Here is an 18,338-nt window from a genome sequence, read left to right as displayed (position 1 = left end):
AGCCGCCTCACCTTGTGTTACGCCGCGCGCTAGCCCGGCATCCCGTCTTGCGTCAGCTCCAGCACGATGAACTCCGCCGGGCGTACCACCGACACGCCGACCTTCAGCACCATGCGTCCCGCGGCAATATCTTCCGCGCGCATCGTCGCGCCCAGGCCGATCGACACGAAATACGCCTGTGCCGCCGTCTCGCCCTGCAACGCCCCTTGACGCCACAACCCGCTCAGGTAGTGGTCCGCCGCGCCCCGCACCGTCTCCCACGTCACCGCGCTATTGGGCTCGAACACCACCGTGCGCAGCATCTCGCGCAAATCACGCTCCACCGCATTGCACAGCCGGCGCACCGACACATAGCGCCACGCCGTTTGCGCCGCCGGCGCCTGCGTACGTGCCCCCCAGACCATCACTCCCAGACCGTTGAACGCGCGCAGCGCATTGATCCCGGCATCGACCAGCTTCGTGTTCATCGCATCGTCCACGCGCACCGCGTCGCCCGTCTGCAGATTCGCCAACGCGGTGCTGCCTTGCACCACCACATTGGCCGGGGCTTTCCACACCCCGCGCTCACGGTCCACCCGCGCCATCACGCCAGCCATCGCCACGCTCGCCCGCAGCGGCAGGTCCTTCATCGGCCAATCCTCGGTCAGCGCCTCGATGTGGGTGGCCAGCCGTGCGCGGGGCGGATGAGCAGCCTCCTTGGCGGCCCGGCGAGAATTGGGATTGGTCTGTGTAAAAACCTTGTCAAGCGCAATTGCCAGCGCCTCGGGATGCGCGATTTCTTCGCGCGCAATCACGTCTTCGAACGCGTCGGCCGTCAGGGTCGTTGTCCCCCAGAAATCGGCGTCCAGGCCCGTGAAGTAGACCACCGGCGCCGACGTCGCGCCCGCATCCAGTCCCGGGTAATAGGCCGCCGTCTGAATCGCCACCGGCGTCTGCGGCGCGCTCACTTTTCCTGTCGTGTCCTGTTCACCGTCGGTCAACAGGAAGTACCCCGCGTTGTTCGCGCCCTCCGACAGCAAGGTGCCCAGCGCCGTGTAGACCGCCTGATCATCAGTCAGCTTGGCTTCCCGCTCGCACCACACCAGCAGCGAGATCTCCGGGCAGGCGCGAATCCGCTCCGGCAACGCCGCCAACGCTGCTCCCCGGTTGTGCTTCGTATCGGTGGGCTCTGGCAACGACATCACGTAGCACGGTCCCCCGCCGTTCTCGAAATACAGCCGCACGCTATCGGCGCTGCGGTAAATCAGGGACGACGCACGTGCGCCTTTCGAGTCCCCCGCCACCATCATCAGAAACGGCCCCGTCATATACCGCCGACCAAACGCCATCCAGCTCTCGACCCGCTCGCAGCCATCCAGTGCGCACAGCTGGCCATTCGTGTCGTAGAACCGCCCCACCAGCACCGGCACCGCCGTCTCGCCCTCCACCACCGACAGCGATCGCCCGCCAATCTCCACCACCGACACCCCTGGCACGCTAAATACGTCGCTCATCATTGACTCCCGTTCGTTCTGCTTACCGTTATGCCGACGCCACGTTTTGCGTCAGCTCCAGCACAATGAATTCCGCCGGGCGCACCGCCGCCAACCCCATCCGGACGATCATCCGGCCTGCCGAGACGTCTTCCTGCTTCATCGTCGTCCCCAGACCGACCCGCACGAAGTACGCCTGTGCCGGCGTGTCGCCCTGCAGCGCGCCCTGGCGCCACAACGCATTCAGGTAGTGGTCCAGCGCACCGCGCACCGCCTCCCAGGTCACCGCACTGTTCGGCTCGAACACCGCCGTACGCAGCGCCGCACGCGCATCCCGCTCCACCGTATTGAACAGTCGACGCACCGACACATACCGCCAGTTCGTCTGGTGGGCATCGGCCATCGTGCGCGCCCCCCACACCATCGCGCCCTTGCCGCGGAACGCGCGAATCGCATTGATTTTCGCGTCGACCAGCTTCGCGTTCAGCCCGTCGTCCACGCGAATCGACGTCGGGTTTTTACCGCCCGGCTCGACGGAAACCAGATCCGCCACCCCGATCAGCCCCTCGTTCGCCGGCGCCTTCCATACGCCCCGGTCACGATCGACGCGTGCAACTACCCCCGCCATCGCCACGCTCGCGCGCACCACCACGCGCGCGGCCTGCGCAAAGTAAGGTGTCAGCACCTCATGCAGTACCCCGTAATAGAGCATCTCCAGCACTCTCCCGGGTGAGACGTCGTCCACCACCGACTCGCCCTCGACCACATCTGCCTCGTTTGCGGTCAAATTACGAGGACGCAGCTTGCCCGCCTTGACGTCTTCAAAGACCTGGCGAATGTAGGCCAACGTCACGTCGCCAACGGGAGGCGTCACGTACGTCGCGAACGCCTTGCGGTGCTCGTCCGAAATCCGGACGGTAACGCCCTCGTCGCTGGACATGCGCGCATAATCCGTTTGCAGCGCCGGGAAATACGTAGCCACCTGGGTCGGCTCGGCAAGCGTCGGCGCCTTGATTCCCGTGGCCTCGTGCCAGGCATCCGCCAACAGGAACATCCCGCGATTACCCCCCGACGTCGCGCTCGCCCCCAGCAAGGTTCCCAGTGCGTCGTACACACTGGCATCCTGATCGGTGTATTCGCACCAGCACAGCAGCGTGATGTCCGCGCACAGCTCGATTGCCGCCCCGATCTGCGCTTTCACGTCGTTCGTCCCTTGCACCAGCCGGTCCCGGTCCACGCTCAGCACGTAGCACGGCCCGCCACCGTTCTCGAAGTACAGGCGCACGCTGTACGAGCCCACGTGCGCGTGGCATTTGCTGTCATCCACCTTCGGCGGCGACTGGTCCGCAATGACATACACCTGATCCGACGCACCAAAGTGCTGCGTAAAATCCAGCCAGCTCTCGATACGAACACACGCCAGCGGTGCGTCCGGCTTGGGTGGATGAACGGCATTAAAAAACCCCACGAACACCGGCACCGCTGTCTCACCGCTCTGAATACTCAACGCCAGCGCGTTGCTCTCCGTGACATACACGCCCGGCACCGCATACGTTTCGCTCATGATCCTTCCTCAAATGGGTGTGAGCAGCGGCGCCATCCGGCGCCGTCCGGCCACCTCGTCCCTCAGGCCGTCGCCACGTCCTGCGTCAACTCCAGCACGATGAATTCCGCCGGGCGCACCGCCGCCAGCCCCATCCGGACGATCATCTTGCCGGCCGTGATGTCTTCCTGCGTCATCGTCGTGCCCAGCCCGACTCGCACGAAGTACGCCTGCGTCGGCGTGTCGCCCTGCAGCGCACCCTGGCGCCACAGCGCATTCAGGTAGTGGTCCAGCGCACCGCGCACCGCCTCCCAGGTCACCGCACTGTTCGGCTCGAACACCACCGTGCGCAGCGCCGCGCGCGCATCCCGCTCCACCGTATTGAACAGTCGACGCACCGGCACATACAGCCAGTTCGTCTGGTGCGGATCGACCATCGTGCGCGCGCCCCACACCATCGCCCCCTGGCCGCGGAACGTGCGAATCGCATTGATCTTGGCGTCGACCAGCTTCGCGTTCAGCGACTCGTCCACGCGAATCGGTCGCACAAATTGTTCGGTATGGTCCTTTTTGATTTCATGCAGCCCCATGACAGCCAGATCCTTTACGCCCACCAGTCCTACGTTCGCCGGCGCCTTCCACACGCCGCGCTCGCGATCCACGCGTGCATACACCCCCGCCATCGCCACGCTCGCGCGCAGCACCACCGGTTCGGCGTCCTGCGACAGTTTGAGAAGATGATCCGCGTCCAGCAGCTTGTTTGCCGCGGTGATAATTGTTCCTACTTCCGTGACCTTAGCTTTCTCCTTGAGTGCGTCGAGCGTCGTCGATTGCTGGTCGTCACGCAGGGCAACCCCGACCTTGGTCAATTGATCCAGTTGGTCAGACGTGAAGCCCGTCACTACCACCGCATGATCGACATACCTCGCCAAGTCCGCGACATAGCGCGTCACCAGCGACGGAAAGTACATCGCGACTTGCGTGGTATCTGCCACCGACAACGACGCGCTGATCGTCCAGTCACCTGGCTTCTCGGGATCGCCCGTCACCCCCGCATCGGCCAGCAGAAACATCCCGCGGTTGCCGCCCGAGGTTGCGCTCGCGCCAAGCAATTTTCCCAACTCCTGATAGACCGCCGTATCAATCTTTTTGTCTTGCTTTACGTCTGTATTGACCTTATCGATATGCTCACACCAGCACAGCAGCGTAATGTCTGGGCACTGTTCGATCGCCGGCCCGATCTGCGACATCACTGCCTGTCGGGAATCCCCTTTCTCCGTACGGTCGCGATCCAGGCTCAGCACGTAGCACGGCCCGCCACCGTTCTCGAAGTACAGGCGCACGCTGTACGAGCCCATATACGACGTCGAATGGAGGTGACCTTGTTTCAGATCGACCGTGATCCGGTCCGAGGGCCCAAACTGCTGGGTGAAATCCAGCCAGCTCTCAATGCGCACGCACGCCAGCGGGGCACCCGCCTTGGCCGGGTGAATCGCATTGAAAAATCCCACGAACACCGGCACCGCCGTCTCACCGCTCTGAATACTCAACGCCAGCGCGTTGCTCTCCGTCACATATACCCCTGGCACCGCATACGTTTCGCTCATGATCCTTCCTCAAATAGGTGTGAGCGGCGGCGCCGTGCGGCGCCGTCCGGCCAGCCGTGCCGTCTCAGGCCGGCACCACGTCCTGCGTCAACTGCAGCACGATGAATTCCGCCGGCCGCACCGCTGCCAGCCCGACCTTCAGCTTCATCTTGCCGTTGTTGATGTCGTCCTGCGTCATCGTGGTCCCCAGCCCGATCTGCACGAAATACGCCTGCGTCGGCGTATCCCCCTGCAGCGCACCTTGCTGCCACAGCCCGTGCACGTAGCTCTCCACCGCCCCCCGCACGCGCTCCCACGTCGGTGCGCTGTTCGGCTCGAACAGCGCCGTGCTCATCGCCGTCTTGATGTCCTTCTCCGCCGCATTGAACAGGCGTCGCACCGGCACATACCGCCACGTCCCCTGGTTTGACTGCAGCGTGCGCGCGCCCCAGATCAACGGGCCCGTACCACGGAACGCACGGATCACGTTGAACGATCGGCCACCCGTGGCCGGCGCATTGCATTCCGCATCCACCGCGTCCGAGACCTTGTACTTCGGGGTCGCGCCGTTAATTTCGACGTTTGCCGGCGCCTTCCACACACCACGTTCGCGGTCTACACGCGCATACACCCCCGCCACGGCCCCGCTGGGCGGCACATCCACCGGGCCGTCCTTGCCCGACACCGTCAGCCACGGGTAGTACACCGCGGCAAACGGATTCTCCGTGTAACCTTGCACACCGGTTACGTCGGCCGGAGTCTTCAGCTCCTTGTTCGGGCCGTCATAGATCGCGAAATACGTTTTGCCGACACCGCACAGCTTGGCAACCTCTCCGCTGAATTCCGGCAGACCCGTCCCCGCCTGCACCAGCAGCGTCACGTCGTCCAGCGCCGGCACCAGTGCCTCGAGTGACCCCACCGGCGCGATATAGCAGTGACCACCGCCATTGCGGAAATACAGCTGCAGCGACTGGTACAGCGCGTCCTTCGCCACTGCGTTGTCGAAAGCCTGGCCGGCTTTATCGGCATCAGTCTTCTTCGCGTCTGGCGTTGCCCCTGTCGACGCCGCGTACGCCTTGTCCCAGAACTGCTGCCGCACCGTCGTCACGTCCAGCCACGACTCGAGCTCCGTCACCCCGGTGGCGTTGATCACGCAATTTTTGTCTTTGGCGGGGTCGCCAATTGCACCGCCCCAATTGGTGGCCGCCGCAAACGCAAACACCGGCACCGCCGTCTGCCCTGTCTGAATCGACAGCGACAGTCCGAACGGCTCCTCCACATACACCCCAGGTACCTTGTAATCCGCCATGATTCCCTCTCTCAATCCGTATCCCGTTCAACTCAACCCGGTGCCGCTCAATGGAACTGCACTGACAGCCGGTCCGCCGCCAGACTCACCTCCTCGAACGCCACCTCGTTGCTCGTCGCATCGAAGCTCGGACCCGTCCACTTCGTCGGGAACGCATTCATCACGCTCCACGTCACCAGCAGCACCGAGCCCGTCTCGTTCGTCAGGCTGATCGACAGATCCTTCTTCTCCACCTGGTTGAACGTGATCGAATTCACCCACGTGTACAGCTGGCTCTGCTTGGGCATCACCCCGCGCTTGAGCGTGATCGTCAGCGGCTCCACCTGACCCGGCATCTGGTACAGGTTGCCGCACCCGTCCTGGTACTTCACCAGTTGCACCGACTGGTCCAGACCCGACACGCTGCTAAAGCACATCTGGTCCTTGCCTACCGACACCACAAACCGGTACGTCGGAATCGGATACGTGTTGCCCATCGTCTTCGCATCGAGTGCCATTTTTGTTGCTCCTCTTCAAATGCCGCGCTTGCTCGCGCAGCGGATCACCATCGTTTCGCCACCGGCCGCCAGCGGCAGCACAAGGCTCACTTTCCACGCCAATTACTCTTTCGGACTCCGTACTACCTGTACCCCCCCTCACCTCCAGCAAGAGGTCCCTCCCCTCGACCTGACAGCCTGGCTGCTCGCGCAGACATGCCTCGCCGTTCGACCGTTTCAACGCTCGCGTTCCGATCACCGGTCATCAGCACCGCCATATCGTCACACCATGCTAGGCAAATCTGACCCCAGACGATAGTGCAATTCATTTCCGGAATTTCCGGCCATTTCCGCCCCCTCAGACCGGCCGATCCGCACCCATTGCGCTCGCTTGCATCGCGCACCGACGGCGCTCCAGCGCCTTTGGCGACAGACACAAAACCACAATAAATCAATAGGTTATCGACACGACCACCCGGCTGGATTCACACGCTCTCATCCAGGCATGCGCCTGGTCAGCCACATCCGGTTTTGGTTGTTATGGCCCCATATTCCGAAAATAAATTGTTTTTCCGATTGTTTCGTGTGTTTTTTTATTCGATATCAAGCTCCAACAGACGTCACCCGCCTGGCTGGTCGCCGTGGATCCGCAGCCGTTCGTTGCGGTGCGCACGTGTGACCGCTCACAAAACGTTTGGGCGACACATTTCGGTCGCGCGATGGGCGCAGACCTCACCCCTCAACCGCAGCGAGCACCGGTCACTCGCACCAACTCGGAGCCGCTTGCACGGTGCACGTGCCTAGGCCAGGCCGCGTTCCCGCTCCATTCGGCGCCCGACCGGCGCGGGCATGCCCACGCACCGAGCATGGCAAGGGGCAATGTTGAGCTCGGACGCGTGTTCGGAGTCCATTTTTTGCCTTGCTTTAATCGCCAGCCGGTTATATTTTTTTTGAAAAAGCTCAGCGAGCGCTCATTCGGAATATTCGTTGCGCGCCTGACAGGGACGAATGATTTCCCTTGATACCCCATAAAACATGGATTAACCCACCTTTACGAGATCATCGTTATCCGACTCGATAACACACCAATCAATCGCATCCAATACATTTGTCTTGAAGGAAGTTGCCGCACGCGACGTGATCGATTGAAATTTTGTTACCTTTATTTGCTTATCGGGATAAAAAATGAAACAGCACGGACAAGCAATTCCCCGGGCCTGGCTCCGGATTTTGCGAGCAGGCATGATGGGCTGTTTTTTACTGAGCCGGCTTGTCTTTGCCGCTGGACCCACCGGGTTGACGTTCGTGACGCAGGACGGCACATACCTCGCGGGCGATTACGCCGTTGAACCCGGTGATGCGCCCGGCGCGTTGGTTATCTTTGCTCACGGGCACCACGAGGGGCGCAATGTATTTTATGGGTACATGCAAACGGGCAATCCGCAAAGCATTACGCAAGTCGGCACTGCGACAATGACCATCGATTACCGGGACGATCAGGGATTCCCCATTCTGCAAGGCGCCTACGATCTCATTTATGCGGCAAGATGGGCGCTCCTGAAATGGCCCTCCATCCAGAAAATTACGCTGTTCGGTGCATCCATGGGAGGCGCGACATCGGGGACCGCCATCTCCGAGCTCGCCAGACCTGAAAATGCGACCTTGCTGAATGGAAAGGTGTTCAATAATTGGATCGACGTATCCGGCGTGAGCCTGCTCAGTGAGACAGCGCTACAGGCTTCACTGTTCATGCCCGGCGCGGTGACCGAGATCAGGCGCGACTTCCAGGCAACGGGCGATTCCTCCTATACACGCCGCTCGCCGGCGATGAATGCCGGAAAAATGAAAGCCGCCGGTCTGCAGCAAGTCGCGATCGTTCATGCGCGATACGACGGCCTGGTGACTTACGATCAGGCCGGGCAAATGAAGCTTGCGCTCGGGGGCGCCGCCATTCCCGCTTCCCTGGATACGTTGACGTGTGCGTCGAACCAGGCACCCGCCGGTGCCACCCTGTTTGACGATGCCGGGACTGTCGTACCCTCGCCGCTGGCCACGCTCGGTGCACAGGTCTTTATGTTGCTGGAAGGCTGCAATCTCGTCATGCAACGCCTGGCAGGACACGTCATCTCGGCCCGATCGGATAATCCCGCGATGAACGCAGGGATTCAGGTGCTCAGAGCCGTTTTAGGGCAATAGTTGATGCCGCGCATCGACACGAAGGAAGACGCGGCCCCAATCAGCGCCCCGAGTCCGCTTGAATTCGGCGGTGCTGGCGGCGTCTACGGTCGCGCTACGCGCTCCCTCCGTCGCCGCCAGCGCAACTCCCTGCAGGTCTACCTTCTTCAACATCTCAGACTCCAGTTTGGATGATGCGTTTTACCCCAAATCTGTGTCTAGAAAAACCGGAGCCGCCGCATCATTTCAACCGGCTTCCACTCCAATTTGATAAAGCCGATTGAAATTTAATCGGATATAAAATGAAAGAATGTGTCGAGGAATTAGCAAATATTATAATCGATTGTTCGCCATTGGTAAATTCTGGAATACATAGTTGCCACAATTCCACAATCCTCGTACATTTTAGCTTGATGTGCTTCTGTTTACATCCTGTCTTTTGCGCGAGCGGGTCAAGATGATTCGAACGTTATTGAGCACCGATGTATGGGTACGAATCGAATCCGTCTTGCCTGGCAAGGAAGGCAATCCAGGGCGAACGGCGGCCGACAATCGTTGGTTTGTCGAAGCGATGCTCTGGATCGGCCGAACAGGCTGCCCGTGGCGCGATTTTCCGAAAGAGTTCGGCCGATGGCATACCGTGTACATGCGCTTTTCTCGGTGGCGTCGCAAAGGTCTCTGGGAACACGTGGCGCACGCCTTGTCCGACGAGACGAAGATCAAACAAGTGTTGATCGACTTGACCATCGTACGTGCGCACCAGCATTCGGCCGGCGCTCGAAAAATCGGACCGCTTGTGAGAATGTGAACAGGACCTAGTGTTTGCAAGTTCACGACATAATTCGACACTTGATGTCAATCTAACGGCGGAATTCATGAAATTAGTGTGAGCTCGGCATCGCGTTGGCGTGCAGCTTCGCGCTTGAAATGAGAAATGATGACGATTATTGATTCATTGAGTAAGTGGTGGTTATCGATTATATAAGTTCCATGCGGTGATTGAAGGCCTCTCCGAAACTAGTGGATCACGGTACTGAACTGAAACTAACGACTGGGGGGAAAGACCGTGTTATCGACTCATGCTAAGCGACTGCCAATGGAATCGCTGAAGGACCCGACGGAGCTCCGCAGACGTTGGACGCTGACAGAGAAGTTGATGATCGTGCGCGAGAGTTTCACGTCGAACGAATTGATATCGAGGGTGGCGGCTCGGTACAACGTCAATGCGAACCAGTTGTCGAATTGGCGCAAGCAGTATGGGGCGCAGGTCCTATCGGCAATGAAGGCCGACGAGGAAGCAAAAGCTGCCACCCAACAGGCCTGAGCGGTCAAGGACACGCGTTATACACAAGTCCGCGACGCCTTGTGGAGGCTGGTTCAGCGGCCGGCGTGACGCAGGAGTTGGGCTTGTAAACGAAAGCGATTCGCTTGCGATTATTGATTCGAAACATTTGATCTTGAAATTGGAAAATAAGCCCTCACGTTTTGAGCATGGAAAAACGAGACATGAGATCGCTTCCACGCGAAGCGCGCGAAGAACGGCGTCGACAGGTGATCGCCCTCCGGGAAGGCGGGATGACCTACGACGAGATCGCCCAACTTACCGATCTGTCGCGAACGGGTGTGTTCGATATATGCAAGCGTTACGTGCAGGAAGGCACGGCAGCCTTGCGTGACAAGCCGAGCGGGCGTGCCGTCACCCAGAAGCGCGCCCTGACGGAGCAACAGGAGATCGAGGTGCGTGTGTTGATGCGCGATCAAATGCCGGATCAGTTGAAGATGCCGTTTGCGCTGTGGACCCGCCACGCCGTGCGGGAGTTGATTCGACAACGTACGGGTCGCACGCTCACGCTGCAGGGCGTCGGTCTGTACTTGGCACGCTGGGGCTTTACGCCGCAAAAGCCGCTGAAGCGGGCGTACGAACAAAAGCCGCAGGCGGTTCAGACGTGGTTGAACGAGACGTATCCGGAGATTGCGCGCCGTGCGCAGACCGAAGGTGCGGAAATCCAGTGGGGCGACGAGACGGGCTTGCGTTCCGACGATGTGCGCGGGCGCTCCTACGCGCCGATCGGCAAGACACCCGAGCGGCGTGTCATGAGCAAACGCGAAGGGCTGTCGATCATGTCGACCGTGACGAACCGCGGCCAGGTGCGCTGGAAAGTGTTCGAAGGCGCGATGAACGCCGACATCCTGATCGACTTCTTGAAGCGACTGATCAAAGACATGCGGAGCAAAAAGGTGTTTCTGATCCTCGACAACCTGAAGGTTCATCACGCCAAGCTGGTCAAGGCGTGGCTGGCTGAACATGCCGACAAGATCGAAGTGTTCTACCTGCCCTCGTACAGCCCGGAGCTCAATCCCGACGAGATGCTCAACGCCGATTTGAAGGCCAGCATCACACGCCAGGCTCCCGCTCGGACCAAGGGGCATCTGAAGAAAGCCGCTATCAGCCATTTGCGACGGCTTCAGAAGTCGCCGCAACGGGTTACTCGTTATTTCATGCATAAACCCATCCGCTATGCAGCTTGATTCAAGATCAAATATTTCTGATCAATAGTTTCTGCTTTTTGGTCCCTACCTTACAGTGTTGCATCAATCACAACAATTCCCCTTGAATCTAGTCATTACTTTCCTACAATGGAGAGGCCTCGCGAGAGGTGGCTCGCTCACCCTTGAATTTCGGAAACGCGAATGATTTGAACCAGCTATAAGGGGAGCTACAGATCCGGAAATGGACGTAACGACTTACTAGCCATATCAATTGACCCAGCGCCGCGGACGACTTCCTAGAAGCTACCGTGCCGGCGAGGTAGGTAGGCTCTCGGAAAGCGGTACTTTCTATATCCGTCATTGTCGTGTCCGCTACTCAATCTTGTCCGTCAACAGGGGGATTCCATGAAAAGCTTTCATCCATTCGAAATTTATAAATTTAATTTATTAGCATTCCTAGTTATTTCGATGGCGATGTTCAGTCCAACGCATGCCGCGCCCCTGACCGATATTGCTCCCCTACCGGCCACCCAACTGTGTTGGGCCGTCGGTGTGAACAATGCTGGCTCCGTCGTTGGAAACTGTGTAGATACCGTAACCGGTAACGACGAAGAGTTTATTCGCACCCTTGATGGAACCGTCCGAGTCCTGCCTGCTCTGAGCGCAGGTCGTCGCTGCGATGTTGTCGCACTCAATGATGCCAATACGGTAGTTGGAATGTGTGACGACGGGACGGGAGCCGAATCTCCCACTCTATGGTCAGCTGCCGGCGGAACACCGATCAAGTTGAGTCCCGCCGGCTTGGCAACGGGCGCATCGGTTCAAGCAATCAATGCGGACGCTTGGGCAATAGGCACCGAATCCAATGGCGGTAGCCCGCGTGCCGTCCTTTGGACACCCAGCGGGCGATCCATGGCACCACATGAGCTCCCGCTGCCTGGCCTCCTCGGATTGGGTTGGGAGGGCTGCTCCGGAACAACGCTTAGCAATGCCACACTCAACCACCCCGCAAACCTTGTCGGCACCTGCCTTCAGCGCGTATCAAACGGTGACCAGATCAAGGTCGCCGTGGCGTGGTCGTCCGACCCACTTTTGGGTTACATCGCCACCCCGTTACCGGGCTTGGGAGCGGGGCCGTGCAACATCGCGGCTGTCAACGCGGCAGCTCAAGCGACGGGTACTTGCACCGACTCGAATGGAATAGACCATGCAGTATTTTGGCCCACGCTGTCAAACACTGCCGCTATAGTTGCACTTGGCGCGATTGACGGACATTCAACCGCCGGAAGTTGGGCGGTTTCCTTGAATTCAAATGGCCAAGTCGCCGGGCAATACAAAGTCAATGGTGAGGCACGTGGCTTCTATTGGAATCCTGCGCAAGGTAATACCACCGGACAAGCAATTGGAACGCTCGGCGGCGCTGTCACACAGGTTTCGTGTATCAACGGAAGCGGGGGGAGTCCTGCCGTCGTCGTCGGCAAGAGTGAGACCTCAAGTACAGGGCAAATGCACGCTTACAGTTGGACACCAGGCAACAGCATGCCGATTGACCTCGGTGTCGAGAGCGGCGGCGCAAACTCCGGCAGTTCATGCATTACTGACGCCGGATACATTGCTGGCGCAAGCGAAACAACCCAAGGTAATGGAAACCTGACCTGGCACGCCTTCATCACTCAGACCAAGTAGTTTTGGTAGAACACATCGGGGAACGCAGTCCAAGAGTTCGGGCTGCCCCCCCTATCTCTTCGCACCTCCGCCTCCCATGACGATCGCGAATCGCCTCGCCGCATGCGGTATCGCCACCATCCTTACGGTAACAGCCTATATGCTCGTCGCATATGCCTGGTGTCAACTCGGAGATCGAATCGATGCACCTGACTGGCCTCAATCCATTTCCGGCCTGGATTACGAACGTTACCGCAGCGGCCAGAGCCCCTTGATATCGCGGTATCCGACCGATGTGCAAATCGCCGAAGACGTTGTGCAGATATCGCATGTCACACGCCGGTTACGAACCTACTCGACAGCACGCCTGCCCGCTGTCATCGCGGCAGCGTCACATCAACATATGACAGTTCTCGCCGGCGCGTGGTTGAGTGGTCAAGATGCTCATGACACTCGCGAGATTATGACCCTCCTCAAGGTAGTTAGTCGGTTCAGCAATGTACGAGGACTACTAATTGGCAATGAAACATTTCTGACTCAGTCGGTCGACGAAACCGAGCTGATCCACCGACTGGACCAAGTCCGCCGTGCTACATCGGTGCCTGTATCAACTGCCCAAGCATGGGGAACATGGCTCGACCATCCAGAACTCGCACGTCACGTCGATTTCATTGCTGTTCATCTTCTCCCGTACTGGGACAAGGTCAACGTTCATGCGGCCTGCGACTTTGCCTTTGCGCGGCTCCACGATCTGCAACGTGCCTTCCCCGGCAAACGAATAGTTGTGACGGAAGTAGGCTGGCCATCAGCGGGGCTTCCACAGGGCGGGGCTGTAGCATCTCCTCATAATCAATCATTCTTTCTGCGTCAATTTGCTGATCGGGCACGGCGCGAGTCGACCGAATATTATGTCATGGAGGCCTATGATCAACGCTGGAAAGGGCAAATGGAAGGACGCGCCGGCAAGTACTGGGGTATCTACGATGATGCGGGACAATTCAAGCTCGTCACTCGTCATGAGCGCAGTGGCACATACGTATTTCAGCGATGGGGTAAGCACACGTTGGCGGGCTTTAGCCTGCTAGTCTGGCTATTCTGTTTGCACCATCGGACACGCCCGTTCCGAGAGAGACTCGGTTTCGCCATCATCTTATTTGGCGCTGCAAGCCTCGTTATCGGCTACGCTCATATCGACGATGGGCGCTATGAACCATTCTCCACGGCCGCTCACTGGACACTTGTACCTATCCTGTGCCTAAACATCGCAGTCATTCTGCTACTCCTCTGGGAGGCGCTACAAATCTCGTCCCCCCACCCCTTCCAACGTGTTTTCACCCCCCTTCCGCTTCACCTTGGGCAACCAACCCCAGTCGTCAGCCTTCATCTCGCATGTGCCAACGAGCCACCTGACGTCGTCATTGCCACACTTTGCAGCCTCAAGGCATTGCAGTACCCCAATTACGAAGTACTGGTGATCAGCAACAATACTAGCGACGACACACTTTGGCGACCGATCAAAAAATGGGTGCTTGACCAAGGTGCGCCATTCCGCTTCTGGCATGTGCCAATCTGCCCGGGATTCAAGGCCCAGGCGCTCAATCTAGCGCTGTCCCACACCCGTTCCGATGCCGAACTGATTGGTGTAGTCGACGCGGACTACGTTGTCGTGCCAAACTGGTTAAACAACGTTGTTGCCCACTTCGGCTGCCCAAGAGTCGGTCTCGTGCAAGTACCACAAGCCCATCGAGAATGTGCCAATTCAAGGCTGGCAAATTGGATATCATGTGAGTCCGATATTTTTTTTCGCATCGGCATGCATCTGCGCAATCAACATAACGCCATTATTCAGCATGGAACGATGACACTGATTCGGGCCAGCGTCATGCGCCAGCTTGGTGGCTGGAGCGAATGGACTATTGCTGAGGATGCTGAGTTGGGGCTGCGCATTGCACAGAAAGGTTACGAAAGTCGGTATATTGACAAAATCTATGGGCGAGGCTTGCCACCAACGGATTTCGCGGCATTTCGTTCCCAGCGCCGCCGTTGGGCACTCGGCGCGGCCCAGATTTTAAGACGACACGTTCTGACACTGTTCTTGCCAGGTCGACTAACCTTGAGCCAGCGCTTTATCTATCTCACCGGATGGCTCCCATGGTTCGCAGACGCATTTCATTTGCTCTGCACGCTGCTTGCTGTCGGCTGGACTATTGCCGCCTGCTTGATGCCAACAACTGTCGACTTCCCGATACCATCAACATTCGCACTCGCTGTCGCGGCCCCCATTATCAGGTTCGCGATCAGCATCTGGATCGTACGAAGGCATGTGACGAATTCCTGGCCCGATACATTAGGTGCGGTGATGGCCGGTATCGCAGTTTCCTATGGCGCGGGTGCCGGAATTTGGGCTGCTTGCGCGCGCACCCGTCACAGCTTTGTCGTCACGCAAAAGGGTCGCCCACGATTACCCGCTCGCCACTATCGCACTCTGATGCCGGAAATTATTCTGGCCGGACTGCTATGGTTTAGCGCCGCTGCGCTAATCCTGATTCGAATGCCGCTGCCGGTCGAGATAGGTACATGGATCGGAACATTGATCGTTCTCTCCACCCCTTATCTCGCCGCGCTTGTTTTCGTTTCAGTCACACGCAAATCGTGCCCCGCTCCGCGTGCAGAAATGCAGGAGTCAACTCCGTCTCCCCTAAATTCCCTTCACGAACATGCAGATGGCCCATGAATACCCCGGTCGTCCCACTTATCGTCCCACGAAGCAAAGTCGAGACATCGTACCCCAATGAAAACCCCGTGATTTCGTGAGCCGGCCGGCTCTTGTATCCAACTATTGATCAGAAAGATTTGATCTTGAATCAAGCTGCATAGCGGCTTTCTTCAGATGCCCCTTGGTCCGAGCGGGAGCCTGGCGTGTGATGCTGGCCTTCAAATCGGCGTTGAGCATCTCGTCGGGATTGAGCTCCGGGCTGTACGAGGGCAGGTAGAACACTTCGATCTTGTCGGCATGTTCAGCCAGCCACGCCTTGACCAGCTTGGCGTGATGAACCTTCAGGTTGTCGAGGATCAGAAACACCTTTTTGCTCCGCATGTCTTTGATCAGTCGCTTCAAGAAGTCGATCAGGATGTCGGCGTTCATCGCGCCTTCGAACACTTTCCAGCGCACCTGGCCGCGGTTCGTCACGGTCGACATGATCGACAGCCCTTCGCGTTTGCTCATGACACGCCGCTCGGGTGTCTTGCCGATCGGCGCGTAGGAGCGCCCGCGCACATCGTCGGAACGCAAGCCCGTCTCGTCGCCCCACTGGATTTCCGCACCTTCGGTCTGCGCACGGCGCGCAATCTCCGGATACGTCTCGTTCAACCACGTCTGAACCGCCTGCGGCTTTTGTTCGTACGCCCGCTTCAGCGGCTTTTGCGGCGTAAAGCCCCAGCGTGCCAAGTACAGACCGACGCCCTGCAGCGTGAGCGTGCGACCCGTACGTTGTCGAATCAACTCCCGCACGGCGTGGCGGGTCCACAGCGCAAACGGCATCTTCAACTGATCCGGCATTTGATCGCGCATCAACACACGCACCTCGATCTCCTGTTGCTCCGTCAGGGCGCGCTTCTGGGTGACGGCACGCCCGCTCGGCTTGTCACGCAAGGCTGCCGTGCCTTCCTGCACGTAACGCTTGCATATATCGAACACACCCGTTCGCGACAGATCGGTAAGTTGGGCGATCTCGTCGTAGGTCATCCCGCCTTCCCGGAGGGCGATCACCTGTCGACGCCGTTCTTCGCGCGCTTCGCGTGGAAGCGATCTCATGTCTCGTTTTTCCATGCTCAAAACGTGAGGGCTTATTTTCCAATTTCAAGATCAAATGTTTCGAATCAATATAAGCTATTTTTTGATACATTTTTCCGGATTGTTGTCGGGTTCATGTTCTCTCGGAATAATATTGATCAGAAATGCGTGAACTTGAGCCAAGCCGCATAGCGAACCGGCTTGTGCATGAAGTAACGAGCGACACGCTGCGGCGATTTCTGGAGGCGACGCAAATGGCTGATGGCAGCCTTCTTGAGATGTCCCTTGGTGCCGGCCGGAGTCTGCCGGGTGACGCTCGCCTTCAGATCGGCGTTAATCATCTCGTCGGGGTTCAGCTCGGGGCTATACGACGGCAGGTAGAACACGAGCTATCGTTGAAAGTGGTGTATGCGGCGTAGGGTTGAGGCAGGAGAAGGCGGTGGCGATTGAAGGAGAATGTTGCTTCTCACGGTAACACTTCCTCAATCGAACTCCACCACCATGGCGAAACTTACGCAGGATACGAGCGGCAGTCAAACAACAGAAGCAGACATCAAGGGTACGCCCGGCCTGGACGATCTGATCCAGCAAGGGGCGCGGCGGATCATCCAGCAGGCAATCGAGGCGGAACTGGCGGCAATGCTCGAACAGTATTCGAATGTGAAGACGATCGATGGCCGGCGCGCTGTCGTGCGCAACGGGTACCTGCCAGAGCGCGAGATCGTCACGGCAGTCGGTCCGGTGCCCGTTCAGGTGCCGAAGGTCCGCGATCGTTCGGGCTCCGGCATCAAGTTCAATTCGACGATCGTGCCGCCCTATGTGCGCAAGTCGCCGCGCGTGTCATCGTCGCTGCCGTGGCTGTACCTGCGAGGAGTCTCAACCGGCGACATGGGCGACGCACTGTCCGAGCTGCTCGGCGAACAGGCTAAAGGGCTGTCAGCGAGCGTCGTGAGCCGCCTGAAGGCCGCCTGGTCAGAAGAGTACGAGAAGTGGAACAAGCGCGACCTGTCCACCTCGCGCTGGGTCTACTGGTGGGCCGACGGCATCCATACGCAAGCCCGCGCAGAGGATTCGGACGGGCAGTGCCTGCTGGTGATCATCGGCGTGAAACCGGACGGCAGCAAGGAGCGCGTGGCGCTCAACGACGGCTATCGCGAATCGAAGGAATCCTGGAAAGAGCTGCTGCTCGATCTGAAGAAACGAGGTCTGCAGGCGCCGCCGCTGCTTGCCGTCGGCGATGGCGCGATGGGGCTGTGGGCGGCGCTTGAAGAGGTGTTCCCGCAGACACGGCACCAGCGCTGCTGGTTTCACAAGATCGGCAACATACTCAACGTCATGCCCAAATCGCAGCACGGCAAGGCCAAGGTTGCGCTCGCCGAGATCTGGAATGCCGCGACAAGAGCCGACGCAATCGCCGCGTTCAACCAGTTCGTCGACACGTACGCGGCCAAGTACCCAAAGGCCGTCGAGAAGCTCACGAAAGACCGCGACGCACTGCTCGCGTTCTACGACTTCCCGGCCGAACACTGGCAGCACGTGCGGACCACGAATCCGATTGAATCGACGTTCGCGACGGTGCGCCACCGCACGAGCCGCACGCGCAACTGTCTGTCGCGCTCGACCTTCCTCGCGATGGCGTTCAAGCTGATCGAAGCGGCCGAGCAGACCTGGAGGAAGATCCGCGGCGTCGACAGGATCGAACCGCTTCTGAAGGGCATTCCCTTCAAGGACGGCACCCCGGTGATGGAAAGCACACCGGCTCCTCAAGCGCTAGCCGCCTGATCATGCCGAGCTAATGTCAAATGTGGTGTACGACAGTCGAGCAGCAT

The 18,338-nt window shown here is 59.0% G+C and carries 12 protein-coding genes and 2 pseudogenes; 7 read left to right on the top strand and 7 right to left on the bottom strand.

Features of this window, described 5'->3' with window-relative positions; genetic code table 11:
* Positions 1–29: 29 nt before the first annotated feature.
* From FPJ27_RS36055 to FPJ27_RS36035, 5 genes are all read right to left on the bottom strand, one after another.
* Entirely contained in the window at positions 30–1,496 is a 1,467-nt protein-coding gene (locus FPJ27_RS36055; protein WP_239483206.1) for a phage tail sheath C-terminal domain-containing protein, read from the bottom strand.
* 25 nt (positions 1,497–1,521) lie between these two features.
* On the bottom strand, positions 1,522–3,036 hold the full coding sequence (locus FPJ27_RS36050) for a phage tail sheath C-terminal domain-containing protein (RefSeq protein WP_239483207.1): 1,515 nt from the start codon (positions 3,034–3,036) through the stop codon (positions 1,522–1,524).
* Between the two features lie 62 nt (positions 3,037–3,098).
* Positions 3,099–4,622 carry a phage tail sheath family protein gene (locus tag FPJ27_RS36045; RefSeq protein WP_204426425.1) on the bottom strand — a complete coding sequence of 508 codons (1,524 nt, stop codon included), beginning with the start codon at positions 4,620–4,622 and terminating at the stop codon, positions 3,099–3,101.
* A 64-nt stretch (positions 4,623–4,686) separates the two neighbouring features.
* A complete protein-coding gene (locus FPJ27_RS36040) occupies positions 4,687–5,910 on the bottom strand; it encodes a phage tail sheath C-terminal domain-containing protein (protein WP_204426424.1) in 1,224 nt (407 codons plus the stop codon).
* A gap of 47 nt (positions 5,911–5,957) precedes the next feature.
* Positions 5,958–6,407 (bottom strand): phage tail protein, encoded by a 450-nt coding sequence (locus FPJ27_RS36035; protein ID WP_204421654.1) that lies wholly within the window; start codon positions 6,405–6,407, stop codon positions 5,958–5,960.
* Positions 6,408–7,571: 1,164 nt separating this feature from the next.
* Between FPJ27_RS36035 and FPJ27_RS36030 the strand changes: the two genes are divergently transcribed.
* From FPJ27_RS36030 to FPJ27_RS36005, 6 genes and pseudogenes are all read left to right on the top strand, one after another.
* A complete protein-coding gene (locus FPJ27_RS36030) occupies positions 7,572–8,582 on the top strand; it encodes a hypothetical protein (protein ID WP_204421655.1) in 1,011 nt (336 codons plus the stop codon).
* 436 nt (positions 8,583–9,018) lie between these two features.
* Positions 9,019–9,354, top strand: a pseudogene (locus FPJ27_RS36025) (IS5 family transposase); the annotation flags it as partial.
* A gap of 303 nt (positions 9,355–9,657) precedes the next feature.
* Entirely contained in the window at positions 9,658–9,885 is a 228-nt protein-coding gene (locus tag FPJ27_RS36020; protein WP_204426422.1) for a transposase, read from the top strand.
* A 167-nt stretch (positions 9,886–10,052) separates the two neighbouring features.
* Positions 10,053–11,090 (top strand): IS630 family transposase, encoded by a 1,038-nt coding sequence (locus FPJ27_RS36015; protein WP_204421199.1) that lies wholly within the window; start codon positions 10,053–10,055, stop codon positions 11,088–11,090.
* Positions 11,091–11,456: 366 nt separating this feature from the next.
* Positions 11,457–12,737 (top strand): hypothetical protein, encoded by a 1,281-nt coding sequence (locus FPJ27_RS36010; RefSeq protein ID WP_204426421.1) that lies wholly within the window; start codon positions 11,457–11,459, stop codon positions 12,735–12,737.
* Between the two features lie 76 nt (positions 12,738–12,813).
* Complete coding sequence (locus tag FPJ27_RS36005) at positions 12,814–15,450, top strand: glycosyltransferase family 2 protein (protein ID WP_204426420.1); 2,637 nt, start codon at positions 12,814–12,816, stop codon at positions 15,448–15,450.
* A gap of 102 nt (positions 15,451–15,552) precedes the next feature.
* Here FPJ27_RS36005 and FPJ27_RS36000 read toward each other — a convergent pair whose 3' ends face one another.
* Together FPJ27_RS36000 and FPJ27_RS35995 are read right to left on the bottom strand one after the other, a co-directional pair.
* A complete protein-coding gene (locus tag FPJ27_RS36000) occupies positions 15,553–16,545 on the bottom strand; it encodes an IS630 family transposase (protein WP_204426419.1) in 993 nt (330 codons plus the stop codon).
* A 122-nt stretch (positions 16,546–16,667) separates the two neighbouring features.
* A pseudogene (locus tag FPJ27_RS35995) lies at positions 16,668–16,895 on the bottom strand (transposase); the annotation flags it as partial.
* Positions 16,896–16,965: 70 nt separating this feature from the next.
* Between FPJ27_RS35995 and FPJ27_RS35990 the strand changes: the two are divergent.
* Entirely contained in the window at positions 16,966–18,291 is a 1,326-nt protein-coding gene (locus FPJ27_RS35990; RefSeq protein WP_239483157.1) for an IS256 family transposase, read from the top strand.
* The last annotated feature ends 47 nt before the right edge of the window (positions 18,292–18,338 follow it).

It is taken from the genome of Burkholderia sp. MS455, from assembly GCF_016899445.1.
In the GTDB taxonomy this organism is placed as follows: Bacteria; Pseudomonadota; Gammaproteobacteria; order Burkholderiales; family Burkholderiaceae; genus Burkholderia; species Burkholderia pyrrocinia_C.
The sequence above is the reverse complement of the archived record's forward strand: the minus strand, read 5'-3'. Positions and strand labels throughout refer to the sequence as shown.

Coding starts and splice junctions, on each gene's coding strand:
- FPJ27_RS36055 (WP_239483206.1), bottom strand. CDS start 1,496: ATGATGAGCGACGTATTTAGCGTGCCAGGGGTGTCGGTGGTGGAGATT.
- FPJ27_RS36020 (WP_204426422.1), top strand. CDS start 9,658: ATGGAATCGCTGAAGGACCCGACGGAGCTCCGCAGACGTTGGACGCTG.
- FPJ27_RS36035 (WP_204421654.1), bottom strand. CDS start 6,407: ATGGCACTCGATGCGAAGACGATGGGCAACACGTATCCGATTCCGACG.
- FPJ27_RS36045 (WP_204426425.1), bottom strand. CDS start 4,622: ATGAGCGAAACGTATGCGGTGCCAGGGGTATATGTGACGGAGAGCAAC.
- FPJ27_RS36000 (WP_204426419.1), bottom strand. CDS start 16,545: ATGGAAAAACGAGACATGAGATCGCTTCCACGCGAAGCGCGCGAAGAA.
- FPJ27_RS36030 (WP_204421655.1), top strand. CDS start 7,572: ATGAAACAGCACGGACAAGCAATTCCCCGGGCCTGGCTCCGGATTTTG.
- FPJ27_RS36040 (WP_204426424.1), bottom strand. CDS start 5,910: ATGGCGGATTACAAGGTACCTGGGGTGTATGTGGAGGAGCCGTTCGGA.
- FPJ27_RS36015 (WP_204421199.1), top strand. CDS start 10,053: ATGGAAAAACGAGACATGAGATCGCTTCCACGCGAAGCGCGCGAAGAA.
- FPJ27_RS36050 (WP_239483207.1), bottom strand. CDS start 3,036: ATGAGCGAAACGTATGCGGTGCCGGGCGTGTATGTCACGGAGAGCAAC.
- FPJ27_RS36005 (WP_204426420.1), top strand. CDS start 12,814: ATGACGATCGCGAATCGCCTCGCCGCATGCGGTATCGCCACCATCCTT.
- FPJ27_RS36010 (WP_204426421.1), top strand. CDS start 11,457: ATGAAAAGCTTTCATCCATTCGAAATTTATAAATTTAATTTATTAGCA.
- FPJ27_RS35990 (WP_239483157.1), top strand. CDS start 16,966: ATGTTGCTTCTCACGGTAACACTTCCTCAATCGAACTCCACCACCATG.